Annotated in this window: 22 protein-coding genes; 16 read left to right on the top strand and 6 right to left on the bottom strand. The window is 53.7% G+C overall.

Annotated elements, in window-relative coordinates:
• Positions 1 to 23: 23 nt before the first annotated feature.
• Genes ACEW8J_RS02635 through ACEW8J_RS02610 form a run of 6 tightly spaced genes read left to right on the top strand, consistent with a single transcriptional unit; the run spans position 24 to position 5489 of the window.
• The gene (locus ACEW8J_RS02635) at positions 24 to 842 is read left to right on the top strand and encodes an alpha/beta fold hydrolase (RefSeq protein WP_373490079.1); all 819 of its coding nucleotides are present in this window, start codon (positions 24 to 26) and stop codon (positions 840 to 842) included.
• On the top strand, positions 835 to 1611 hold the full coding sequence (locus ACEW8J_RS02630; protein WP_373490078.1) for a fumarylacetoacetate hydrolase family protein: 777 nt from the start codon (positions 835 to 837) through the stop codon (positions 1609 to 1611). Before ACEW8J_RS02635 ends, ACEW8J_RS02630 begins: the two co-directional genes overlap by 8 nt.
• A gap of 18 nt (positions 1612 to 1629) precedes the next feature.
• Positions 1630 to 2559: an acetaldehyde dehydrogenase (acetylating) gene (locus tag ACEW8J_RS02625; RefSeq protein ID WP_373490077.1), complete on the top strand. Its 930-nt coding sequence runs from the start codon at positions 1630 to 1632 to the stop codon at positions 2557 to 2559.
• Entirely contained in the window at positions 2556 to 3584 is a 1029-nt protein-coding gene (gene dmpG, locus ACEW8J_RS02620; RefSeq protein WP_373490076.1) for a 4-hydroxy-2-oxovalerate aldolase, read from the top strand. The genes ACEW8J_RS02625 and dmpG overlap by 4 nt, the downstream gene beginning before the upstream one ends.
• Positions 3581 to 5047, top strand: coding sequence for an FAD-dependent oxidoreductase (locus tag ACEW8J_RS02615; RefSeq protein ID WP_373490075.1), 1467 nt, complete (start codon positions 3581 to 3583; stop codon positions 5045 to 5047). The genes dmpG and ACEW8J_RS02615 overlap by 4 nt, the downstream gene beginning before the upstream one ends.
• On the top strand, positions 5034 to 5489 hold the full coding sequence (locus ACEW8J_RS02610) for a nuclear transport factor 2 family protein (protein WP_373490074.1): 456 nt from the start codon (positions 5034 to 5036) through the stop codon (positions 5487 to 5489). The genes ACEW8J_RS02615 and ACEW8J_RS02610 overlap by 14 nt, the downstream gene beginning before the upstream one ends.
• On the opposite strand, the gene ACEW8J_RS02605 is transcribed toward ACEW8J_RS02610, so the two are convergent.
• The gene (locus ACEW8J_RS02605; protein WP_373490073.1) at positions 5479 to 6219 is read right to left on the bottom strand and encodes an SDR family NAD(P)-dependent oxidoreductase; all 741 of its coding nucleotides are present in this window, start codon (positions 6217 to 6219) and stop codon (positions 5479 to 5481) included. The two genes, ACEW8J_RS02610 and ACEW8J_RS02605, sit on opposite strands and share 11 nt — an antisense overlap.
• Before the next feature lie 66 nt (positions 6220 to 6285).
• Here ACEW8J_RS02605 and ACEW8J_RS02600 point away from each other — a divergent pair, with 66 nt between their 5' ends.
• Positions 6286 to 6783 (top strand): nuclear transport factor 2 family protein, encoded by a 498-nt coding sequence (locus tag ACEW8J_RS02600; RefSeq protein ID WP_373490072.1) that lies wholly within the window; start codon positions 6286 to 6288, stop codon positions 6781 to 6783.
• 14 nt (positions 6784 to 6797) lie between these two features.
• Here ACEW8J_RS02600 and ACEW8J_RS02595 read toward each other — a convergent pair whose 3' ends face one another.
• Together ACEW8J_RS02595 and ACEW8J_RS02590 are read right to left on the bottom strand one after the other, a co-directional pair.
• A complete protein-coding gene (locus ACEW8J_RS02595; protein WP_373490071.1) occupies positions 6798 to 7244 on the bottom strand; it encodes a nuclear transport factor 2 family protein in 447 nt (148 codons plus the stop codon).
• 6 nt (positions 7245 to 7250) lie between these two features.
• Positions 7251 to 9602 (bottom strand): TonB-dependent receptor, encoded by a 2352-nt coding sequence (locus ACEW8J_RS02590; protein ID WP_373490070.1) that lies wholly within the window; start codon positions 9600 to 9602, stop codon positions 7251 to 7253.
• Between the two features lie 137 nt (positions 9603 to 9739).
• Between ACEW8J_RS02590 and ACEW8J_RS02585 the strand changes: the two genes are divergently transcribed.
• Positions 9740 to 10384: a nuclear transport factor 2 family protein gene (locus tag ACEW8J_RS02585; RefSeq protein ID WP_373490069.1), complete on the top strand. Its 645-nt coding sequence runs from the start codon at positions 9740 to 9742 to the stop codon at positions 10382 to 10384.
• A 31-nt stretch (positions 10385 to 10415) separates the two neighbouring features.
• On the opposite strand, the gene ACEW8J_RS02580 is transcribed toward ACEW8J_RS02585, so the two are convergent.
• From ACEW8J_RS02580 to ACEW8J_RS02570, 3 genes are read right to left on the bottom strand one after another with little or no spacing between them, the layout of a single operon-like run.
• Entirely contained in the window at positions 10416 to 12107 is a 1692-nt protein-coding gene (locus ACEW8J_RS02580; RefSeq protein WP_373490068.1) for an FAD-binding protein, read from the bottom strand.
• A gap of 28 nt (positions 12108 to 12135) precedes the next feature.
• The gene (locus tag ACEW8J_RS02575) at positions 12136 to 12909 is read right to left on the bottom strand and encodes an SDR family NAD(P)-dependent oxidoreductase (protein WP_373490067.1); all 774 of its coding nucleotides are present in this window, start codon (positions 12907 to 12909) and stop codon (positions 12136 to 12138) included.
• A complete protein-coding gene (locus ACEW8J_RS02570) occupies positions 12909 to 14144 on the bottom strand; it encodes an NADH:flavin oxidoreductase (protein WP_373490066.1) in 1236 nt (411 codons plus the stop codon). Before ACEW8J_RS02570 ends, ACEW8J_RS02575 begins: the two co-directional genes overlap by 1 nt.
• Positions 14145 to 14259: 115 nt before the next feature.
• On the opposite strand from ACEW8J_RS02570, the gene ACEW8J_RS02565 reads away from it, so the two are divergent.
• From ACEW8J_RS02565 to ACEW8J_RS02530, 8 genes are all read left to right on the top strand, one after another.
• The gene (locus tag ACEW8J_RS02565) at positions 14260 to 15024 is read left to right on the top strand and encodes an SDR family NAD(P)-dependent oxidoreductase (protein ID WP_373490065.1); all 765 of its coding nucleotides are present in this window, start codon (positions 14260 to 14262) and stop codon (positions 15022 to 15024) included.
• A gap of 56 nt (positions 15025 to 15080) precedes the next feature.
• Entirely contained in the window at positions 15081 to 15953 is an 873-nt protein-coding gene (locus tag ACEW8J_RS02560; protein ID WP_373490064.1) for an SDR family NAD(P)-dependent oxidoreductase, read from the top strand.
• 159 nt (positions 15954 to 16112) lie between these two features.
• Positions 16113 to 17828 (top strand): class I adenylate-forming enzyme family protein, encoded by a 1716-nt coding sequence (locus ACEW8J_RS02555; protein WP_373490063.1) that lies wholly within the window; start codon positions 16113 to 16115, stop codon positions 17826 to 17828.
• Positions 17828 to 18706, top strand: a complete 879-nt coding sequence (locus ACEW8J_RS02550; protein WP_373490062.1) for an amidohydrolase family protein — start codon at positions 17828 to 17830, stop codon at positions 18704 to 18706. The genes ACEW8J_RS02555 and ACEW8J_RS02550 overlap by 1 nt, the downstream gene beginning before the upstream one ends.
• Positions 18703 to 19845 (top strand): Rieske 2Fe-2S domain-containing protein, encoded by a 1143-nt coding sequence (locus ACEW8J_RS02545; RefSeq protein WP_373490061.1) that lies wholly within the window; start codon positions 18703 to 18705, stop codon positions 19843 to 19845. Before ACEW8J_RS02550 ends, ACEW8J_RS02545 begins: the two co-directional genes overlap by 4 nt.
• Positions 19846 to 19946: 101 nt before the next feature.
• Positions 19947 to 21371: an amidase gene (locus ACEW8J_RS02540; RefSeq protein WP_373490060.1), complete on the top strand. Its 1425-nt coding sequence runs from the start codon at positions 19947 to 19949 to the stop codon at positions 21369 to 21371.
• Between the two features lie 26 nt (positions 21372 to 21397).
• Positions 21398 to 22159 (top strand): SDR family NAD(P)-dependent oxidoreductase, encoded by a 762-nt coding sequence (locus ACEW8J_RS02535; RefSeq protein ID WP_373490059.1) that lies wholly within the window; start codon positions 21398 to 21400, stop codon positions 22157 to 22159.
• 44 nt (positions 22160 to 22203) lie between these two features.
• On the top strand, positions 22204 to 23484 hold the full coding sequence (locus ACEW8J_RS02530; protein ID WP_373490058.1) for a spinster family MFS transporter: 1281 nt from the start codon (positions 22204 to 22206) through the stop codon (positions 23482 to 23484).
• Positions 23485 to 23554: the final 70 nt, after the last annotated feature.

Raw genomic sequence — 23554 nt, 5'->3', positions numbered from 1 at the left:
GGTCGATGAATGAGGAGGATGCGATGCTGATCGGCGAGCAAAAAACATATGAACTAAGTTCCGGGTATGGGATTCATATCACTGAAGCAGGTCCCGATGATGGAATGCCGGTGGTGTTTATCCACGGTAGTGGACCGGGTGCTTCCGGGACTTCGAATTTCAGTCAGAATGTTGATGCATTTGTCGAGGCCGGTTATCGTGTCATTCTGCCTGATCTCATTGGTTACGGACAATCTTCCAAGCCAGAAGGAATAGATTACACCTTATCGCTATTTACCGACACGCTTTATGAAGCTCTGTCTATGCACGGCATCGAAAAGGCGATTTTGGTTGGCAACTCGCTCGGCGGCGGGATTGCGATCCAGTTGGTTGCAGACCATCCAGAAATGGTGACCAAACTTGTGTTGATGGCACCAGGCTGCATTGAGGAACTGGATGTCTATTTCGCAATGCCCGGAATTGCCAATATGCGATCGTCTTTTGGCAGCCCGGATTTTGGACCTGACGACCAGCGCAGGTTGATCGAGAGCCTCGTATTTGATCCGGTTCATGTTACCGACGAGCTGGTTGCCGAACGATTTGAAGTTGCGCGTACGCAACCGAAAGATGTGCTGGCGCGAATGAAGACGCATAATGTCCGGCCTCATCTTTCCAAGCTGACTATGCCCATTTTATTATTCTGGGGCCGGAACGAAAAATTTATGCCTTTGACCGGCATCGACTATTTTTTTGATGCTTGCGAAGACGTGCGGTGTATCACCTTTAACAAGGTTGGTCACTGGGTGCAGCTGGAGCGAACCGACGAATTCAACCGTTATTCCCTTGCGTTTCTAAATGATTGATATTCCGGAATATGGTGCGCGGCTTTATTCCGCGCTTCGCGAGCATAGAACAATTGCGCCGCTGGTTTCCGATCACCCGGAACTCGGTATCGATGATGCCTATGCGATTTCCCTCGATTTTCTTGATCGCCGGCTGAAAGATGGAGAGATGGTGGTCGGCAAGAAGATTGGTGTTACCTCCAAGGCTGTGCAAGACATGCTTGGTGTGTTTCAGCCGGATTTCGGTTTTCTAACAGATGCCATGCATATCGAAGGGGATATTGATGTTGCGAAAACAGGGCTGATACAACCGCGTGCAGAAGCGGAAATCGCATTCATCCTGAAAGACAGCCTGAATGGTCCGGGCGTCACCGCCGAGCAGGTTGTGGCCGCGACCGAAAGTATCGCACCATGCTTTGAAATTGTAGATAGCAGGATTGATGATTGGAAAATCAGCATTGTCGATACCGTGGCGGACAATGCAAGCTGTGGCGTTTTTGTGGTCGGAGATGCCCGGGTCGACCCGGGCGACTATGATCTTCCGAATTTGAAGGTCACCGTGACCAAAAACGGCAATGCTCTTTCCGAGGGGCTGGGGTCCGCGGTGCAGGGCAATCCAGCCGAAGCCGTGGCATGGCTCGCGAATACACTTGGCACACATGGTGTGACCCTCGATGCTGGCGACATTATCCTGTCAGGCAGCCTGGTGCCGCTCGAACCGGCCAAAGCCGGAGACGTTTTTGAAATGATACTCGAAGGAATCGGCGGCTGCACCGCTCGTTTCGTTTGAACATGTAGGAGAATTCTGATGCAGAAAATCAAAGCTGTCATTATCGGTTCGGGTAATATCGGTACTGACCTGATGATGAAAATGATCAAATATCCGCAGAATATGGAACTTGCTGCGGTTGTCGGAATAGACGCAAACAGCGAAGGCCTTGCGATGGCCCGTGAGCACGGGATCGCAACCACGCATGAAGGCATCAAGGGCCTGAAAAAGCTTGATTGCTACAAAGATATAGGTATCGCCTTTGATGCGACATCGGCTTACGCCCATAAAATTCATGACGAAGCGCTACGGGCGGATGGCATACAGGTCGTCGATCTTACGCCTGCCGCGATCGGACCGTTTACGGTACCGACCGTGAATATGGACGAGCATCTTGCAGAGCCCAATGTCAACATGGTCACTTGCGGGGGACAGGCGACCATTCCGATGGTAGCTGCCGTTAGCCAGGTCGGTAAAGTCCATTACGCGGAAATTATTGCGTCTGTCTCCTCCCGATCGGCTGGTCCGGGGACGCGGGCCAATATTGATGAATTTACGCGCACAACCGCTCGGGCGATCGAGGTCGTTGGTGGGGCAACCAAGGGCAAGGCGATCATCATCCTGAACCCTGCAGAGCCGCCGATGATCATGCGCGACACTGTCTTTACTTTGTCAGAAGGTGCCAATGAAGTAACCATCAGAGCCTCGGTTGAAGCAATGGTTGCCAAAGTGCAGAAATATGTGCCGGGATATCGTTTGAAGCAGCAAGTGCAGTTCGAACGGTTCGGTGACAATAATCCGCTGACCATTCCGGGACAGGGCAAGTTTACCGGTATCAAAACATCGATATTCCTAGAGGTGGAAGGCGCAGGTGACTATCTGCCGTCCTATTCCGGCAATCTCGACATCATGACTGCAGCTGCCAAAGCGACCGGCGAATTGCTTGCGGAACGGAGGATGACGGCATGAGCTTTGATGTAGAAACGCAAAAACTGTATATTCAGGATGTAACGCTGCGGGACGGCATGCACGCGATCCGGCACATGTACGGCATTGATCACGTTCGTGATATTGCCAAGGCACTCGATGATGCCGGCGTGGATGCGATCGAAGTCGCGCATGGCGACGGCCTGAGCGGAGCCAGTTTCAACTATGGGTTTGGTGCGCACACCGATTGGGAGTGGCTGGCAGCGGTTGCAGATGTTTTGAAAAAATCTGTCCTGACAACACTCATTCTGCCCGGTGTAGGCACCGAAGAAGATCTGCGCCGCGCATATGATCTGGGCGTCCGTTCGGTTCGCGTTGCCACCCATTGCACCGAAGCGGATGTTTCGAAGCAGCATATCGGTATTGCCCGAGATCTGGGCATGGATGTCTCCGGTTTTCTGATGATGAGCCATATGATCGAAGCGGATCTGTTGGCGCAACAGGCGCTGCTGATGGAAAGCTATGGCGCGCAATGCGTCTATGTGACCGACAGCGGTGGGGCGCTGGATATGGATGGAGTTCGCGATAGACTGCGGGCCTATGACAAGGTCCTGAAGCCAGAAACCGAGCGCGGCATACATGCCCATCACAATCTCGCTCTCAGCGTCGCGAACAGCATTGTTGCTGCCCAGGAAGGTGCCGTGCGCATCGACGCCAGTCTTTCCGGGATGGGCGCTGGAGCAGGCAACGCACCGCTGGAAGTCTTTATTGCCGCCGCCGACCGCAAAGGCTGGAACCACGGCTGCGATGTCATGGCGCTGATGGATGCTGCAGAAGATCTCGTCCGTCCACTGCAGGTCCGGCCTGTGCGGGTGGACCGTGAAACTTTGGCGCTCGGCTATGCAGGAGTCTATTCGAGCTTTTTGCTTCATGCAGAAAAAGCCGCAAAGGATTACGGCCTCGACACGCGCGATATCCTGGTCGAACTCGGACGCCGGAAAATGGTCGGCGGTCAGGAAGACATGATCGTTGATGTTGCGCTGGACATGGTAAAAGCACGGGGATGAGTGGGCCATCGCTTCATCGCCCGTTTCCGATTGCCGATGTTCCGCAGTGGGATTTCGAGACAGATGTTGCGGTAATCGGTTTTGGCGCAACAGGTGCCTGCGCGTCCATTGAGGCACGTGCGGCCGGTGCGGACGTTATATTGTTCGAACGTAATTCGGGCAGTGGCGGTGCCTCGGGACTTTCCGGCGGCGAGATTTATATCGGCGGTAATGGAGGAACCGAGGTTCAGCAGGCAGCCGGTTTCAATGACAGCACCGAAGCATTCACAACCTATCTGAAAATGGCCGGTGGTCCTTGTGTGGATGAGGCGAAATGCGAAATATATGGGCAGGAAGCACTTGCCCACTGGGAATGGCTGAAGCGGCAGGGTGTGCCCTATAAGGGCAATTTTCTACCTGGAAAGCATATCGAGCCAATGGAAGATGACACGCTCATCTGGTCCGGAAGCGAAGCGGCCAAACCGTTTAGCGATTTCGCCGAGCCTGCGCCGCGCGGCCATGTCATCCAGTTCATGGGATGGGGAGGGGGGCGTAAGCTGGTGGATATTCTCGAACAGCGCGCACGCGATTTGGGCACGCAGATCGAAGTCGACGCGCGCGCTGTCGCGCTAGTGGAAGATGCTGGCAAGATTGTTGGCGCGGTGATGCGGATCGATAATCAGCATCGCTTTGTGCGGGCAAGCAAGGGCGTCATCCTCGCGACCGGCGGCTTTGTGATGAACGAAGAGATGCGCCGCAAATACTGCCCCCTCACGTTCAAAATTAATGACCCCATTGGTGACAAAGACGATGGTTCAGGCATCAATCTGGGTGTCAGTGCGGGCGGCGACGCCATTCACATGGATCAATTTTTCACCACCTGTCCTTGGACTCTTCCGGAGCCGCATGCGAACGGTGTGTTCGTCAATATCAATGGACAGCGTTTCATCAATGAAGACTGCTATCATGGCCGGGTTTCGCGATCGATGATCGACCAGCCGGGTGACCGTGTTTACCTGCTGTTGGACAGTGCACACTATATAGAGCCCTTTGAGCATGCCCGGATGTCTATCGCTGGAACAGGGGAAGACTGGGAAGAAGTCGAGCGTGAACTGGAAATGTCCGAAGGGACGCTCGCTGCCACGATGAAGTTCTACAATGATCATGCGTCCAGAGGGCAGGATCCTCTCTTCGGTAAACAAGAGCCAATTCTCCAGCCGCTCGACCAGGGCCCCTTCATTGCGCTCGAATTGAATTTTGAAACCAGCTATTTCAGTTTTTTCACGCTCGGCGGGCTAAAAACTTCCGCTGACGGCGAGGTGCTGGACCGCACCGGGGAACCGATTCCCGGTTTGTACGCCGCCGGGCGTTGTACGTCCGGGCTTCCTGCCTGGGGCCATGGTTATAGCTCGGGATTGAGTTTGGCTGACTGCACATTCTTTGGACGTCAAGCTGGCCGGAAGGCAGCTCATGGAGCAGTCTGATCACGACCGTATCCAGCGCTTGGAAGATGGCGAAGCTATACGCAATCTGATAGCCAGCTATGGACCCATGGCGGATGCTGGCGACGCCAAGGGTATCGCGGCTTTGTGGACTGAAGGCGGCAGCTATGGTGTCGGTGACTTTGGTGAAGCAAAGGGGAGTCAGCAGATCGCGATGCTGATTGATTCGGACAGGCATCAGAATCTTATGCAGCAGGGCTGCGGCCATATCCTGACATCACCGCATATCAGTCTGGATGGCGATAAGGCTACTGCCACCAACCATAGCGTCGTGTACTTGAATATGGGCGACAGCCATCAGGCGTGGCGGGTGTCGGCAAACCGCTGGCAACTTGTCCGCACCGCTGATGGCTGGCGCGTCCAGCACCGGGAGAACCGACCGCTGACCGGTGATGAACGGGCGCAGAAATTGCTCAGCCTGTGAGCTGTCCGCCGTCAATATTGATCACACTGCCGGTTATCTTGCTCGCTTTGTCCGAGGCAAGATAGGCCACCATTTCTGCAATATCAGCTGGTTCACAGATACCATCGGGAAGTTTGGGCGCATTGCGCATCATCAACGGCCAGTCAACGTCGCCTTCGGGCGGCGCCTGATGTGCCATTGGTGTATTCACCTGTCCGGGTGCGACAGCGTTTACACGCACGTTCCGGGATGCAAATTCGACCGCCAGACTTTTGGTGAGGCCAACGATGCCGTGCTTCGATGCAGAATAGGCGATGGAATAGGGTGTGCCGAGCAATCCCGCAGTCGATGCCATGTTGACGATATTGCCGCCGCTTTTGATAAGATCCGGGAGAGCCGCTCGGCACAAACTATAGACGCTGCTTAAGTTGATGGCGATCACGCGCTGGAAGCGCGCTTCGTCAAAATCCAGCGTCGGACCCCAGTCCAGCAGGCCGGCAATATTACACAGGCAATCCAGACCATTTGCTGTAGCTGCTGCCATCATTGACTGACAGGATTCGATGTCCGTAGCATCATACGCGATAATCTCGATTGGTGCAGAAATCATCGAAGCCGTTTCTGTTAGCCCCTCCTGATTAATGTCGGCCAGCGTAAGCGTCGCTCCATCCTCTGCCAGTCGCAAAGCGGTCGCCCGACCGATGCCTGATGCGGCTCCGGTTACTAGGATATGTTTGCCTTCCAACGCCATCGCACTCTCCTTGCTGGTTGATTTGCGTAATATATATGTCCATAGATTACGCAAAGGAGAAAGTCAGTGGATCTCGAAAACCGTATTCAGGCTTTGGAAGACGATCGCGCAGTACGGGACTTGAAAGCGCGCTATTTACGGGCCGCGGATGGCAAGGATATTGAGACCATGCGCGGTTGTTTTACCGAACGGGCCCTGATCGAATTTGATGGTTTTCCCCGGTTCGAGTCGCGCGAACCATTTATTGAAATCTATCAGCAAATAGCCTGCGTGCCGGGCATTTTCGATATTCATCACGGCGCTAATGGCGTGGTGTGTTTTGAAAATGAGAATCGAGCGACTGGCCAATGGTCATTGCTATTCCACAATATCAATCTCCAAGCGCGCACGCTGACCCAGATGGGTGTGGAATATGATGATGTCTTTCACAAAGACGGTGCGGGAAAATGGCGGATATCAGAAACCCGCTCTCGTCGGACCAGCGCGTTGGTTCATCGGGTGGATGATTCCGGCAAGCCGTTAGTAACCGTCATGGGCGAGATGCAAGGCGCCTTTGGTGCCTAGCCTGAAAAGCGAGCCTATGCAGGCCGTTTCAAATGCTGGCTCAGATCACCGGTTAGCGTCATTTGCATCTCGCGCCGGGTGAAATGCCATTCTCCGCCTTCGCATGCGAAGCGATCAGTATAGCTGGCTTCGGCGATGGCTTGCAGCGGGAAATTGCTCGTCGCTTGAAAGATTATCGCGCTGCAACTGGCCTTTGCTTGATTCTCGCCATCGGGTTCGATGATGATGTTTCCGCTGTGGTGACGCGTCAGGGTACGGTCGCCTTCGCCGTGTAATCTGACAAAGCTGCGCATCAATTCGGCAACCGCTTTCCCATCATATTCTATCCGCCGGTTGGATGTCGGATAAATCATCTCTGCGCGACTGAATAAAGCTCCAGCGGCCTCAAAATCTGCGCCGTCCACATGGGCAAAGTAGATGTTGATAAGCCGCTGGATCGCAAAATAATCGTCTGCCGTCATCGTCGCCTAAAATTCTGCGCCGAGGGTCAGACCGTAAGTGCGGGGCTCAGGGAAATATCCGAGCAGCAGGCCACCAAAGGCCGGGCCGAAGTCGATGAAGTTGTTTGGCGCATCTTCGCCGGTTACGTTGCGGACCCAAGCGCTCAGCTTGAACTGGGCAGCACCCAGATCAATATCAGATACGGCTGCCCGGATATTGAGAATAACCCGTCCTGGTGATTGGGAATCACCGGCGAGTTGGGAAGTTGGGTCAGTCGGGCGCAGCTGATAGGGGTAGGTATGATATTTCGACACCATGCTGAGGTCGCCCAGCATGTTGAAACGTCCCCAGTCACCTTCTGCGACACGCCAGTCGACTCCCAGGGACGCCGTATACTTAGGTGTTTGTGGGAAGGCACGGTTGTCGGAAACATCGACACCTTTTTCCAAGAAACTTTCATATTCGGCGTCGAGATAAGCGAAGGAACCATTGATAGTCAGCCAGTCGGCCGGCCGAATTACAGTTTCAATCTCCACTCCTTTGATCGTAGCCGATGCAGCATTCAGAACGGTCGAGGCAGCGGCACCAGTAGCATCGAATACCGATAGCTGAATGTCCTTATGGTCGTCATAAAATGCAGAAACATTCAGGGTTAGTGCTCCATCGGCCATCACGCTTTTGACTCCGACTTCATAGCTGTTCACTTTTTCGGGCCGGTAAGGGTTGCACAATTCCGGTGTGCCGGTCGGGCAATCTGCTGTTGGTGCTACAAACTGGTTGGTCTCCCCGTTAAAGCCACCCGATTTAAAGCCTTTGGCAAAGCGCGCATAGACGTTGAGGTCGGGATTGATTTGATAGGCCAGCGTCGCTGATGGGCTGAAATCATCATATTTCGCGTCTGGTAAATCACCGTACCGAATATCGGCCACAGTAAATGGTAACGCGGCAGCAGGAATCATCGGATCGGTCAAAATTTGCAGAAACCGGCTGATTCGCTTTGTTTCTTCGGTATATCGACCACCGAGCGAAAGGGTCAGCTCTTCGGTCATATCAAAGTCAACTTGACCATAAACTGCCCAGGCTTCGGCTTTTGAACCATAGCGCGAATCGAACTGGTTGCCGAACGGACCAAAAGCACCGAAAAACAGCTGCGGGTTGCTGGTAGTGGCAGTCTCGTTGTAATAGAAGCCGCCGAAAACATATTTGACCCGGTCATCCCATGCTGCCCCGGCAAGCTGAAGTTCCTGGCTGAAGCTGTTCATATCGGTGAAGCGTGCGGTTGTCGCAATAGAGATAGGTGAGCCATCAAGATCAAGCCGGTCTTCGAATTTCACATCGCGATAAGCGGTCACGGACTTCAGTTCGGCAGCCCCCAGATCGAGTGTTGCGGTAAGTGCATGGCCATAGGTACGCGTCCGCTCGAAAATATTGGCGTCTAGACTCAGCTGTTCCTGCCTGTCCTGATTGGCGAACAGTCCCAAAGGCACTCCCACAAAGTTCGGGCTGGCCGGATCGAAAATATCCGCCGGACCGCCATTGCGATTGACCCGCAGCAATTGGCCGGGAAGCGGCGTCTGATCATATTTGCTATAGTCATAGCTGTAATCGAAAGTCAGGGTATCGGTCGGCTCAAAGCGCACTTGAGCCATGAAACTTTTGTTATCGAGCGAATGTGCTTCCCCGACTTGCGGCGGGTTGGCAAAAAAGCCTGCCGTCGGAAAAGGATTGGCAACAACGTCGAAAAATCCGTCGCGCTGGGCAACTTGTCCCGATACCTTGACGGAAAACGGGCCGATGGCTGGCAGATTCAGTACCGCTTTCCCGCGACGGTAGTCATAGTTTCCATAAGTCATTTCGGCTGAACCGGACAATTCGCCTGTTGGTTTCGCCGTCACGAGGTTGATTGCGCCTGCGAGCGTGTTCCGGCCATATAAAGTGCCTTGGGGCCCGCGCAATATTTCTACACGTTCCAGATCGGCGACGTCGAATATCGCGCCTGTATTTTTGGCAATATAAACACCGTCCAGATAGATACCGACTGCTGGCTCCCATGTGATTGCCGGATTAATCGTGACCGACCCGCGAATAGAGACTTGCGCCGTGGTCGCGCTACCGGGCGCATTTTCAAATTTCACGTTGGGAGCGAGCGTGCCGAGATCGCTGATCGAGGTAATATCGCGAGACTCCAGATAGTCCTTGCCGACGGCTGAAATTGCTATGGGTACCTCTTGTATATTTTCTTCACGTTTTTGAGCGGTCACAATGATGATGTTCGAGTCGGAAGCTCCGATGGGAGCATTATCGGACTGCTGTCCAAAAGCTGGTGCTGCGATAAAACTGGCGGCAATTGCGCCCAAAGCGACGCTGTTCTTCAACATGGATACCATTCTTGCTCACTCCTGATACGTAAATTAATTGAATTTTTAATACGCAGTTGAACATTTGAATGCAATTGAAAATTGCAATTGCGTAAATGATATGGCAATGAATCTATGAAGATAAAAGGAGGCAAGATATGACGGATCGATCTTTGGACCAGAGAATAGCTCGCCTGGAAGCGCTCGATGAGATCCGGCAACTACCTGCGAAATATGCCTTGTCATTGGATATGCGAGATATGGATGCGATGGTATGCTTGTTTCCCGATGATGTGCGCGTTGGCAAAGAGGCGAGCGGCCGGGAGGCTTTGCGGAACTATATGGACCGAACCTTGCGCTCTCCCTTTACGGGCACCTCGCACCATATTGGCGGCCATATTATCGAGTTTGACGATGACACCCATGCGCATGGTATCGTCTATTCGAAGAATGAGCACGAAACACCGGTGAAAGATGGGCCAGATGAATGGATCATCATGCAAATGATCTATGTTGATGACTACATTCAGCGGGCCGGGCGCTGGTATTTCGCACGGCGTTTGCCTTTATACTGGTATGCCACGGATCTCAACAAGCCGCCCGTCGGTGACAATAAAATGCGTTGGCCGGGCATGGATTGGACGGAAGGCAATTTCCATAAACTATTTCCCAGCTACGCTGAATTTTGGCAGCGTGATGGTGCGCCTGAAGGGCCTGTTCCCAAGCCCGCTGCGGCAGAAGATTTTCTCAACCACATGCGGCGTGGAGCTGCGGCACCCAAGGTAAGGGTGAGAGCGGACTGATGGCAAGCAGCTGCGATCACAACGTCCAGCCTCAGTCATTCACTCCAAGAGCATCCCGTGCAGCAATATAGCCAAATGTAAGTGCGGGGCCGATGGTGACACCGGCACCGGGGTAGCTTTCACCCATTGCCGAAGCGGCATTGTTTCCGACTGCATAAAGTCCGGCAATCGGCTTTCCATTTTCGCCGATGACGCGTGCTTTATCGTCAGTCATGAGGCCTCCGTTGGTCCCAATATCACCGGGGTAAATAGGCATCGCATAAAACGGCCCTTTGGTGAGGGGGCGCAGGCACGGGTTTGGTGTGACGCGCGGGTCTCCGTACAGTTTATCATAGGCCGCCGCACCGCGGTGGAAATCAGGATCCTCGCCTTTTGCTGCATTTTCATTGAAGCGGGAAATTGTGGTTTCCAGCGCGACTTGATCAATGCCCATATCCCCGGCAAGATCGGCAATGGATTTGCCCTTCTTCAAGATGGCCTGCACTTCGCCGCGCTGGAACCAGTCCGGCATGATGGGCAATAAGGGGCCGACCGGATATTTGTGTCGATATTCATGGTCGAAGACAAACCAGCTGGGGGAGGCGTCACCATGTTCCTGCTCCCGCCGCGCCATTTGTTGGCCGACAACATGATATGATGCCGCTTCGTTGAGATAGCGCTCGCCTTTCTGATTGACCATTATGGATCCCGGCAAGGCTCTTTCGATTGTACAGAGCCTGCCGCGATCTTCTCCAGGTACATAGAAGACTGGCGCCGCCCATGCGGATTGCATGTTCAGCGTCTCCGCGCCCACGCTCATGCCGGCTTTGATGCTATCTCCCGTGTTCCCGGCCGTGCCCCCTGAATATAGAGCATTCGGGTATAGCGGCGCATGCTCATTGCGCATTTCTGCATTTTTTTCGAACCCGCCTGCAGCCAGGATCACGCCTTTTCTTGCACGGACGAGAATTTTACGGCCTTGACGGTTCACTATCGCGCCGATGACCTTGCCATCTTTCTGGACAAGTTCTTCCAGCGGGCTATTCAGCCAAACCGGAACGTTTTTTTTGTTCAGCGCCATACGGATTCCGCCGACCAGGGCATTGCCCAATGTCAGACGGCGATCCTTGCTCGACTTGAACCGAAACGGCCAGTCCAGCCAATAGCGTGCGAGGCTTTTGGTAAGGTGCCACCACCAGCCAGGTTGCCGGAAAAGAAGGATGTAGGTTTCGTCAAAGTGCCAATTCAGGTAACCAAATAAACTGGCGGCAGGAGAGGCAAAGCGAAGCGTCTCCACATCTTTGCCAAGTTTTCTGCCATCCATCGGCAAGGGCATATGGGTCCGGTATCCGGTCGGGCTACCCCCCGGATTCTCGGCATGATAATCCGGATAGGGAAAGGCACAATATTCAATATCGGTATTGTCGCCCATCCAGCGCAGCATTTTGGACGCATTGGTTACATAAGAACGTATGTTCTCATCCGGAACATTGTCTTTGGATAACGTGCGGACATATGCAAACGCGTCATCGACATTGTCATCGAACCCTTCTGCCCGCGCCTGATCGCTGGCCGGAATCCAGATCCCGGCTCCTGAAGTCGCGGAAGTGCCGCCCCAGAGACTTTCCTTTTCAATAACCAGTACATTAGCGTGATTTTCAGCCGCTACTAGCGCCGAAAGCAACCCTCCGGCACCCGACCCGACAATCAGCATGTCAACAATATATTCTGGCACTTCTTCCATGGCAGGCTGTTCCTTCAGAATAGGATGGTCAGGAAGGGAGATAGAGTTGAGCCGCTTTCCCGCCATCGACAGGCAGGGCTACACCGGTGATGTAGCTCGCTGCGTCAGACAACATGAACAATATGGCCTCGGCCAACTCGTCCGGATTGCCGCCGCGTTTCATCGGGATGGCATCAGCCGTTTTCGCTGCCACTTCCGGGGCTCTAGCGGCGAAATCTGCACTGGCTGCAGTTTGCACCTGGCCCGGAACAATCGCGTTGATCCGGACGCCACTTTCTGCAGCTTCCATTGCTGCGACAGCGGTGAACTGGATAAGCGCTGCTTTCGACGCGGAATAGCTGGACATAAAGGGCGCTGCGCGGATCGCGGTAGTAGACGAGATGTTCACAATGCTGCCTTTCCCGGCCTTCGCCATGATGCCCATCGCGGCTTTGGTGCCAACAAAGACAGCATCTGCATTAACCGCAAAATCCTTGCGCCAATGTTCCAGTTTCAGTTTGCCGATCGGCGCATAATGGACGGACATTGCGTTATTCACCAGCATATCCAGTCGTCCATAGCGGGTTGCGACATCGTCGATCAAAGCAGTAAACGCATCGCTGTCGGTAACATCCAGCTGCCTGGCTTCAACCTTGCCCCCCGCTGCCCTGATCGCCTTTTCGGTGGCTGCCAGCTTTTCTTCGCCGCGCGCGCAAATCACAACAGTGGCGCCGCGTGTAGCCAGCATTTCTGCAGCAGCGCGACCGATGCCATCGCTGCCGCCGGTAATAATCGCGACTCGTCCGTCAAAATTCTGGCTCACTAAGCTGCTCCTGCAGGAATTTTATTTAGTTCGGCGTCTTGCGCGCCCGTAAGAACGCAATGGGTCCCGGTGGGGAGATACATCATCGTGACACAGCGATTGCAGGCTGTGCAGCCAGAGGTTTCGTCGGCACCGCTTTTCCAGCGATTGATTAGTTGTGGATCATGGATCAGCGCGCGGCCCATCGCAATTGCATCAAAGCCTCCTGCTAGAATATCATCGACACCCTGTTTTGATTTTGCACCGCCAATATAGGCGAGCGGCATATTTACCGCAGCGCGAATTTTCTGGGCATTGTCCTGTAAATAATTTTCGTGAAACTGCTTGTCTGGCGGAGCGGTCAGGGATTGCAGCCACATGCCCAGCCCGATCACCGCATTGGCCGGCTTGGTACTTGTTTTTGGCAGCGGAGAGCCGAACATTTCCTGGATTGAATCAACATTCATTCCGTTCGACAGCACCGCCATATGCGCGCCCGTTTTTTCCAGAGATTTGGCAATTTCAATGCCTTCTTCAATGGAATTGCCGCCTTTGACGCCGTCCGTCATGCTGAATTTGACCAGCACGGCCAAGTCTTTGCCCACCGCATCAAGCACCCGGGACAGCACTTCGTTGGGGAATTTCAATCGGCGCTCTATTGTGCCGCCAAATTCATCCTTGCGCTTGTTGTATAGCGGCGAAGCAAACTGACTGAGCAGATAGCCGTGTCCCATGTGTAGCTCGACCGCGTCAAAACCAGCTTCTTTGGCAAGTAACGCCGCGACGACAAATTCCTCTACCATGGAATCGATCTCGGCCAAATTCATCGCCTTTTTGAAAAAGCGGTTCGATAGCACGCCGACCTTGTTGAATCCGCCGCTAGCACTGAGCGGCTTGGAAGTCGCCATTTCCGTTTTCGGCAAAAATGTAAAAGATCCGGCATGGGTAAGCTGGGCGCTGATGGCACCGCCGTGACGGTGCACGGCGTCGGTCATGCTTTTCATGTCGGCCAGGGAATCGCGGTTCATCGTGACCTGATCGACGAAGGTTCGTCCATCAAGACTGGTGGCGCAATAGGCAACTGTCGATAGCGCCGCTCCGCCCTCGGCCATACGCTCGTGAAAAAGCGAGAGCCCCTTTGTGACGAGCCCGTCTTTGGCCATACCTTCATTGGTCGCCGACTTAATGAAACGGTTGCGTAGCTTTAATGGACCGACTGTTATCGGATCGAAAGGTGATCGTCTTCCTTCAGACAATGGATCGCTCTCCTGTGCATATTTTTATATAACGCAATTGACGCATCTATATGCTATATGTCAATAGCATGCGTAAATATAGGTAATAAATATTACGAATATAGGATATTCTACGATGAATCAGTTTGAAAAGCGAGTCGTCATCGTTACGGGCGCGGGGCAGGGTATCGGGCAAGGCATTGCACTGGCCTTCGCCGCCGTCGGCTGTGGAGTAATTCTTGCCGGACGCACCTTCGGCAAACTCGAAGCGACGAAGGCAATGATCGACGCGCGCGGATCGGGTCACGCTCATTGCATCGCCTGTGATGTCAAATCCGCTGATTCTATTGCCGCCTTGATCGCAGAAACAATCGAGCATTTCGGTCAGATAGATATACTCATAAATAATGCACAAGAGGTTCCGATGGGTACCTTGGAGCAGGTTAGCGACGAACAATTTGTCGCAGGTTTTGAATCAGGTCCGCTCGCCACTTTGCGATTAATGAAGCTGGTGAAGCCGCATCTGGCGGAGCAGGGCGGTGGTGTGATCGTCAATCTGGTGTCTTCCGCGATGAAGCGGTGGGACATGACAGGCTACGGTGCCTATGCAGCCGTGAAGCAAGCGATTCAGTCGCTCACCAGAGCCGCCGCTGCCGAATGGGGCAGTGAGAATATCCGGGTATTGAATATCGCACCACATGCGGAATCGCCGGGTCTGAAAGGCTGGGTTGAGAAGAATCCGAAAGAAGCGGAGGAATTTTTCAGAACCATACCTTTGGGCCGCATAGGGACATTGGAGGGTGATATCGGGGAAGCGGTCGTGGCGCTTTGTTCCCCCGCAATGCGCTATCTGACCGGTGCCACGATCCCGCTCGATGGTGGGCAGGCCAATTTTGATTAAGCTGTCGATCGCGGTGTCTGTAAATATGTCTATATTGGAATATCCAGGAGAGAAAAATGACTGAACCTAAAATTGCATTGGTGACCGGTGCCAGCCGGGGTGCAGGCGCAGGAATTGCGCGCGGTCTCGGTGAAAAGGGGATGACGGTATATGTGACCGGAAGAACTGCAGCGCCCGGCGATGCAAAAGGCTGGGACGGGAGTGTTTTGCCAGGAACGGTCAGTGAAACCGCTGATGCGGTCACGAAGGCCGGCGGCAAGGGTATTCCGGTGATGTGTGATCATGCCGATGACATGCAAGTAGAGCAGCTGTTCAGGCAGATCGAAGAAGAACAGGGGCGTCTGGATATACTGGTCAATAACGCAGCCTTCATTCACCATCAGCTGATCGAGAAAAAACCGTTCTGGGAGAAAGAAATCGCTGCGGTGAACATTCTCGATGTCGGCTTGCGGTCCGCCTACGTGGCTAGCTGGCACGCTGCCGGGATGATGGTAAAGCAAGGTTCCGGCATGATCGCATTCGGTTCGTCCTTCGGTGCGAGTTGTTACATGCATGGCCCGGCTTATGGCGCTCAAAAGGCCGGTTTGGATAAATTTGCCCATGACATGGAATTTGATCTGCGCGATACCGGGGTCCGCATTGCTTCCATCTGGATGGGACCGCTAATCACCGAGCGATCAAAAATTGCAGCAGAAACCAATCCGGAGCAATATGAAGGCTTTATCGAAACCGCCGAAAACCCAGAGTTCACCGGGCATATTGTTCATGCCCTTGCGACCAATCCCAAAGGGGCGGCGCTATCCGGGCGCACCTTGATCGCGGCGGAAGTTGCCAAGGATCTTGGGGTTGACGATCGCGGAAACGACCGACCGTCCTATCGCGAGATGCTGGGAAGCCCCAATGAGCCGAATCCGGCGGCCGTTTATTGAGAAATTTGTCAAATTTAACGATGGGGCAGCTATGGACTTGCTATATTCGTAAAATATATGATATAAAAATACGCATATGGTGATATTTGAGGTGTTAATGCACTCGGAACTTATCTTTAGGAGGATTATGAACACGCAAATCCAAAGTTCTGGGTCAATATGCTGCTGCGAATCGCATTCTTTGTCGATTCGATTCTATCCTTCGGTCGTGACGGAAAATTCCAGATGGAGCGCTGTCACGTGACAATAATTGATCCGATATATGATGCCCTGACGGCGCCTGGTACGCCGTTCGAAATTCGTGAGCAAGGCGGCATGCGTCAATTTGTGAACGCCCCGGCCGATGTCAATTTGCTCGCGGAAACTGCCCGGCGCCATGGCGACAAGGTTTTTGTCGTGGAAGGCGACCGCCGACTGACATTCAACCAGTTTTTTGCTTTGCGAGATGCATTGGTTCCTGCAATTGAGATCGATCGTGGGGATCGCGTTGCGATCTGCATGCGCAACCGCATCGAGTGGATGGTGGCATTCCTCGCCGTTGCAAGGGCAAATGGCGTGTCGGCACTCATTAATAGCCGTGGTTCGCCTGAAGAACTCTGCACGGCCATAGAGGGCGTTTCGCCCCGGCTGGTTCTCGCCGATCCAGAGCGCGCTGCCTTGCTGCGCCGTGGGGGGGTTGCAGGCCAGATATTGGAAACTGGCGAGTTTCCTACAAGCGGCGCGACCCTAGCTGACTTCGAATCAGCAAAGCCAGACGATCCTTGCACGATATTGTTTACGTCGGGCACTACCGGACAAGTTAAAGGCGCTGTTTTGACCCATCGCAATCTCATCAATGGCTTGATGAGTGTGCAAATGACCGGCATGATGGTTCTGCATGACACAGCGGCCAAGCTGAACATCCCGGTTGAACAGATACTGGCTAATCTGCCGCAACAGGCGGCGCTGCTCATCAGTCCATTGTTTCATATTTCCGGACTGGGCGCGTCGTTTTTGTCGCCGCTTTGTGCAGGCTCGAAACTGGTCATGATGCGGCGCTGGAATGCGGCCGATGCGACACGTTTGATCGAGAGTGAACGAATTACGGCGTTCTCGGGTGTGCCGACAATGATGTGGGATATGCTTAATGGCGCGCGCGAAACCGGCGCGGACCTTAGCAGTTTGCGCAACATAGCTTCGGGCGGGCAGGCGCTGCCTGTGGCTCTTCTGGATGATATACGTGCGGCGTGCCCGGGGGCAGTAATGGGAACCGGTTACGGAATGACCGAAACATCCGGCAGTGTGTCCATGGCTGTCGGTGAAGATTTTATCCGCAACCGCGCAGCCGCCGGCCGGGTCCTGTCTCTGGTGGACATGCGCATAGAAGGTCCGGATGGCGAGGAATTGCTGCCCGGCGAAGCGGGCGAAATTGTCGTCCGAGGACCTGTCGTGATGAAGGGCTACTGGAAAAACAAGGAAGAGACCGACAAGATATTGTCTCCCGATGGTTGGCTTAAAACCGGGGATGTCGGATATGTCGATGACGAGGGCTATGTCTTCATTGTCGATCGGAAGAAAGACATGGTGATTTCCGGCGGCGAAAATATCTACTGTGCCGAGGTTGAGCGGATCATCGGAGCTATGGATGATATCAGCGAATGCGCAGCTTTTGGAATTCCTGATAAACGATTGGGCGAGCTGCTGGTCGCCGTGATTGTGCAACGCGGTGATTATAGCGAATCCGATATTATCAAAGCCGTGGGCGAAAATCTGGCCAAGTATAAGGCGCCCGGTCACGTCGCGTTTCTGGACGAACCGCTGCCGCGCAACGATGTCGGAAAAGTAGATAAAAACGAACTGCGGGCGAGATGGCCGCAAATTTCTGGAGCTAGATAATGGGCTATCCCAAAGATATAAAAATTGTCGATTGCATGCTGGGCATCCCCGAAGCTGAGGACCGGTCCGGCTGGTATGAGAGCTTCAAGCCGCTGCTCAAGGATGAGCAAAGCCGCGAAATGTTTAAAATGCCTGCGCAATATATGTTCAAGGATATCCCGGAGACCGGAAAGGCGGATGACTTTGTCAAATGGACGGTCGGACAGATGGACAGGTTCAATATCGAATATGCGCTCGTCGGCTGGAACGACAATGACACGTCACGTAGAGCCAAAGAGCAATATCCTGACCGCTTTTTCTTCGACATGCCGTGCAATCCCAACAACGGTATGGACGAAGTGCGGAGGATCAAGCAAGCGCATGCCGAGGTGGGGCTGAGCGCGATCAGTGTTTTTCCCGCAGGAACGTGCCCGCAGGTTCCGATCAATCACAAATATATGTTCCCGCTTTATGCCTGCGCAGTGGAGCTGGATATTCCCATTCTGCTCAACGTCGGTATACCGGGACCGCGCATTCCTATGGAAACGCAGAAGGTCGAACATCTCGATGAGATTTGCTGGTTCTTTCCCGATCTGAAAGTGGTTATGCGGCATGGCGCAGAACCGTGGGAAGACCTGGCGGTGAAGCTTATGCTGAAATGGCCAAATCTCTATTATTCAACCAGCGCATTCGCCCCGAAACATTATCCCAGGGCGATTATCAACTACGCCAATACGCGCGGTGCAGACAAGATAATTTACGCCGGATATTTTCCTATGGGCCTGAGTCTTGATCGTATTTTTTCCGATATGGAAAGCGTTCCATTGAAAGACGAAGTTTGGCCCAAATTTTTGCGTGAAAATGCGATGAAAGTTTTCAAACTAGGAGATTCAAAATGACTGCCAGTGCATCTCATCTTGGCGCTGCCGTGAAAGACGCGCGCACGGCCCCGGTTGCGACATCACAAGTGCTAAACAAAATGACGAGGGAAGAGCTTGAAGCTTGGCGGGTCGCCGATCTTCCTGGTCGGCCATCTCCGGAGGAGCGCAATCTCGATATCGGATTTCCTTTTGGTTGGTACCCGATCATGCTGAGCGATGAGTTGGCCGTCGGAGAAGTCCAACCGGCCCGCTATTTTGCTCAGGATCTTGCAATTTGGCGGGGTGAAGATGGCGAAGTGCGGATGATAGATGCCTATTGCAAGCATTTGGGGGCCCATATGGGCCATGGAGGGAAAGTTCACGGAAATCTTCTCGAATGTCCGTTTCACGCGTGGCGCTACGATGGCAACGAGGGCGTGGTCAAAGAAATCCCCTATGCGCGCGTCATCCCGCCGCAAGTGAAGCGCAAATGCAAGGAAACTTGGCCAATTCAGGAAGCTAATCGGATAATTTGGGCATGGTATCATCCCCATGGCGAACAACCGAAATATGATGTGATCCCGTTGCCCGAAGCTACTGATCCGCAATGGTCGGAATTTGACGAATGTGACTGGACGATTTTTGGTAGCATACAGAACATGGCTGAAAATGGCGTCGACTTTCCGCATTTCACCTACATCCACGGTGTCGCCAGCCCACCCGAGTCGGAACTGGAATGGGGTGAGTGGGACCGCAAGGGCATTGTACGCGCAAAAATGGGGACGCCGAAAGGCGAAATTGATGGAAAGATTACGTCTACCTCGCAAGGCCCTGGCCAAAACTGGGTGCGGTTTGAAGGCATTTGCGAGACATTGCTGATTGCCTGCATCACACCTGTGGAACTCGATAAGCTGCAAGTCCGATATTTTTATACCCAGCCAAAGAGCCAGATAGAAGGGCCGATGGCAGGATTGGCAAGGGCAATCATCAAAGATGTGAACAAGCAGCTTGATCAGGACAAGGTTGTCTGGGACCGGATGAAATTCGAAGTCACACCCCTGATTTGTGATGGTGACGGCCCGATACCGAAGTTCCGAAAATTCTATTCGCGATACTATGCAGACAAAGCCGTCGCCGAGAATATTGCATCACTGGGCAAGACAAAGGTGAAAGCGTGAACATGACCCGTCGTTCGGTTCTGGCAAGCAGCGTTGCCGCTGCGGGACTTGCTACATCAGCAGGTCGGTTGATGGCAAAGCCTAGGATAAATAGAGAGATCTTGCTCGATACGCATGACGCAACCGGTTTGGCTGATCTTGTACGTAAGCGACAGGTTTCGGCCGAAGAGCTTCTGGAAATGTCTATCGCCCGGACTGAATTGGCAAACCCAAGCTATAACTTCATCGCACAAAAGCTCTATGAATATGGCCGCGCTGCAATAAAAAACGGCTTGCCAGACGGCCCCCTGAAGGGCGTGCCTTGGCTAATCAAGGATCTTCACACGCATATAGCCGGTGAACGAACGGGGCAGGGCAGTCGATCATACAATGGCTATCGGGCGACCGTAACGTCTGAGCTGGTGAAGCGACATCAGGCTGCAGGCTTAGTGATTTTCGGCAAAACGACAACGCCCGAATTCGGTCTCAGCGGTACAACAGAATCGCTCGCAACTGGCGTTACACGCAATCCTTGGAATGAGAAGCACATTGCAGGTGGATCAAGCGGCGGCTCGGCCGCGGCAGTGGCGGCCGGCATCATCCCTGCAGCTCATGCGACCGACGGCGGTGGCTCCATCCGTATCCCGGCTTCTTGCTGCGGATTGTTCGGTCTAAAGCCCAGCCGCGGGCGTGTGCCCATGGGCCCCAATCGCACCGAAGGCTGGGGCGGGATGTCCGTCCATCATGCCGTCACGCGATCCGTCCGTGATTCAGCGCTTCTGCTGGACCTAACCCATGGCCTGGAGCCAGGGTCACGCTATTCTGCGCCATCCGCCGACGGTTCGTTCACGTCTCAGCTAAACAAGTCGCCAGGCAAATTGCGCGTAGCCCTGGTGCTTACGCCGCCAGCTGGCAGTCCTGTCGACCCGGAATGTATTATGGCAACCCGAGCGGCAGCTAAACTGCTCGAAGAGCTGGGACATCATGTCGAGGAAGCGCAACCCAAAGTCGATATGGCCGCTATTGGAGAAGCGAATTTTGCGGTGCTATCGACCTCCCTCGCCGCCGATATTGATGATCGAGCCAAGATCACCGGGATAGCGCCATCAGCGGATGTGCTAGAAAAGATCACTATGGTATTCTATGGAATTGGCAAAAAAATGGATGGTATGTCGGTTTCCCGGGCGCATAACATATTCCAGCAGACGGCTTATGATATGGCGATATTCATGCAGGATTACGATATAATTCTGTCCCCCACTCTGGCCACTCCGCCGCCAAAAACCGGCATCCACGATCTGGACCATGAAAACATGAGGCAATGGGGTGAAGCAGTCTCGCAATTCACGCCGTTTACGGGCCTTTACAATATTACCGGGCAGCCCAGCATGTCGCTGCCACTTGCCATGTCTGAAAGCGGGCTGCCAATCGGGGTGATGATGAGCGGTCGATATGGTGGCGAAGCGACATTGTTTCGATTGGCTTCGCAGGTCGAAACGGCACAGCCTTGGTGGAACAATATGTCTCTCGCGGCACGGCGACGCTGATACGCCTGCGGGTTTAGGGAGAAAAGATGATGCGCGGACTTAAAGGAAAAGTGGGGATTGTTGCAGGTGGCGGGCGGGGAATCGGTGCTGCCACTGCTCGGCGTTTGGCGGAAGAAGGTGCCCATGTCGTCATCGGAGACATCATGGAAGATTGGGCCAAAGACGTCGCTGCGGATATTACAAGCAAAGGCGGTAGCGCTGTCGGTGTTCATCTGGATGGAACGTCGGTGGAATCGCAGCAGGCTATTGTCGCCAAGGCTGTTTCAGAATTCGGCGCTCTTGATTTCTTTCATTCCAACTTGGCCGGCGGGACAGTAGGTGATGTGAATGCGCTGGATTGTTCGCTGGATGTGTTCGACAAATCCGTCGCGATCAATGCCAAAAGCCATTTGATTGCGACGCAGGCCGCGCTTCCCGTGATGCTGGAAAATGGCGGCGGAGCGATGATTTATACCAGTTCCGGTGCGGCATCGGGAGGTTCTTCTTGGCAAGTCGCGTATCCGATGGCCAAAAATGCCGTACATGCGTTGTCCCGCCATGTCGCAGCCAAATGGGGCAAGAAAGGTATCCGGGCGAATGTCATTTGTCCGGGCCTTGTCCTGACCGAGGCAGTCCAGCAGCATATGACCGATCAGCAGGTTGAATCGGGTTTGAAGGCAGTTCCACACGTTCGCTTGGGGCAGCCGGATGATATCGCAGCGATGGTGGCGATGTTGGCGTCGGATGACGGCGCTTGGATCAACGGGCAAGTTTATCACGTAAATGGCGGCACACAAATGCGCGACTGATTGTCATGGCTGCATTTTGTAAACTTAACGGGCAAGGATAATACATGGCCGCAACTATAGCCGCTTCGGCAGTAACAGGGCGAAAGTCCAACCCGTGGGTCGTTCTCATTGTCCTGCTTTTCATTTATATTTTCAATTACGCAGATCGCTATCTGATCTCTGGACTTGTCGATCCAATCAAGGCTGAGTTTGGGGTGGGAGACCAGTTCATGGGGCTTCTCATGGGCCCTGCGTTTGCCTTGCTATACACCACAATCGCAATACCCATAGCACGTCTTGCCGACAGATCTTCCCGCATTGTGATTATCTGTGTCGGTTGTTTGATTTGGAGCTTGTTCACTGGACTTTCCGGCGCAGCAAATGGACCTTGGATGTTGGCGCTGGCCAGGCTTGGTGTCGGTGTTGGAGAGGCAGCCTTTATTGCGCCTGCCTATTCGCTGTTGTCGGACTATTTTCGGCCAGAGAAACGTGGGATGGTCTTTGCGATATTGGGTCTTGCTGTCTATTTTGGCCAGATAACCGGCTATGCGGCAGGGCCTGCCATCGCCGAAGCCTACAGTTGGCGGATGGCATTTTATGCGATGGCGGTTCCCGGTGTGATTATCTCTGGTATTGCCTTCCTCATTGTCCGAGAACCAGCGAGGCTGCAAATAACGACAAAACTGAATCAAGTGCCGCTATTGCCGCTCATTCGGCGGTTGATCAAGGCACGATCCTATGTACTGATGATGTTCGGCATGGGTTTGGCAACCCTGTCCGGCGTCGGTTTCGGCTTTTGGGGTCCGACCCTGTTTCACCGCGTCTATGAAGTTCCGTTGACCGAAGCCAGTACAACATTTGGGCTATATTTTGGCCTGGCCGGTCTTTCAGGGATGCTGCTTTTTGGTGCCGTATCTGACAAGCTGGCCAGAGGCGGTATGCAGCGTCCGTTGCTAATGGCAGGAATGGCGATGCTCGCTGCATCGGTCTGCATTCTGGCCTCGACTTGGAGTGATACCTTATTTGTCGCCAAAATGCTTGCGATCCCGGCCGGTCTGCTCGGCGGCGGCTGGTCGATAGGCATAATGCAATCCTTGCAATATTTGGTTCCGGACAGGTTTCGCGCGACGAGCACGGCGTTGTTCATCATGGTTACCACTTTTCTAGGCTTCATCATCGGCCCATGGGCAACCGGCGCGCTCAGTGAATTGTTCGGAAACAATGCCATGTCGCTACGCTGGGCACTGACCATTATTATCCCGACAGGCATGGTCGGCGGGCTGTTGACACTTCTCGGAGCGCGACATCTGGAGACCAACAGAATCGCACTTGCCGGTGGGGAATGATCATTCTCGCTGGATGCTTGGATTCCATCCGGTTGCCTATGCACCAGGTCTTCCGTCCCGATGCTCTTGT

Source organism: Parasphingorhabdus sp., from assembly GCF_041748495.1.
GTDB lineage: Bacteria > Pseudomonadota > Alphaproteobacteria > Sphingomonadales > Sphingomonadaceae > Parasphingorhabdus.
This window is presented reverse-complemented; position numbering and strand designations above follow the sequence as displayed.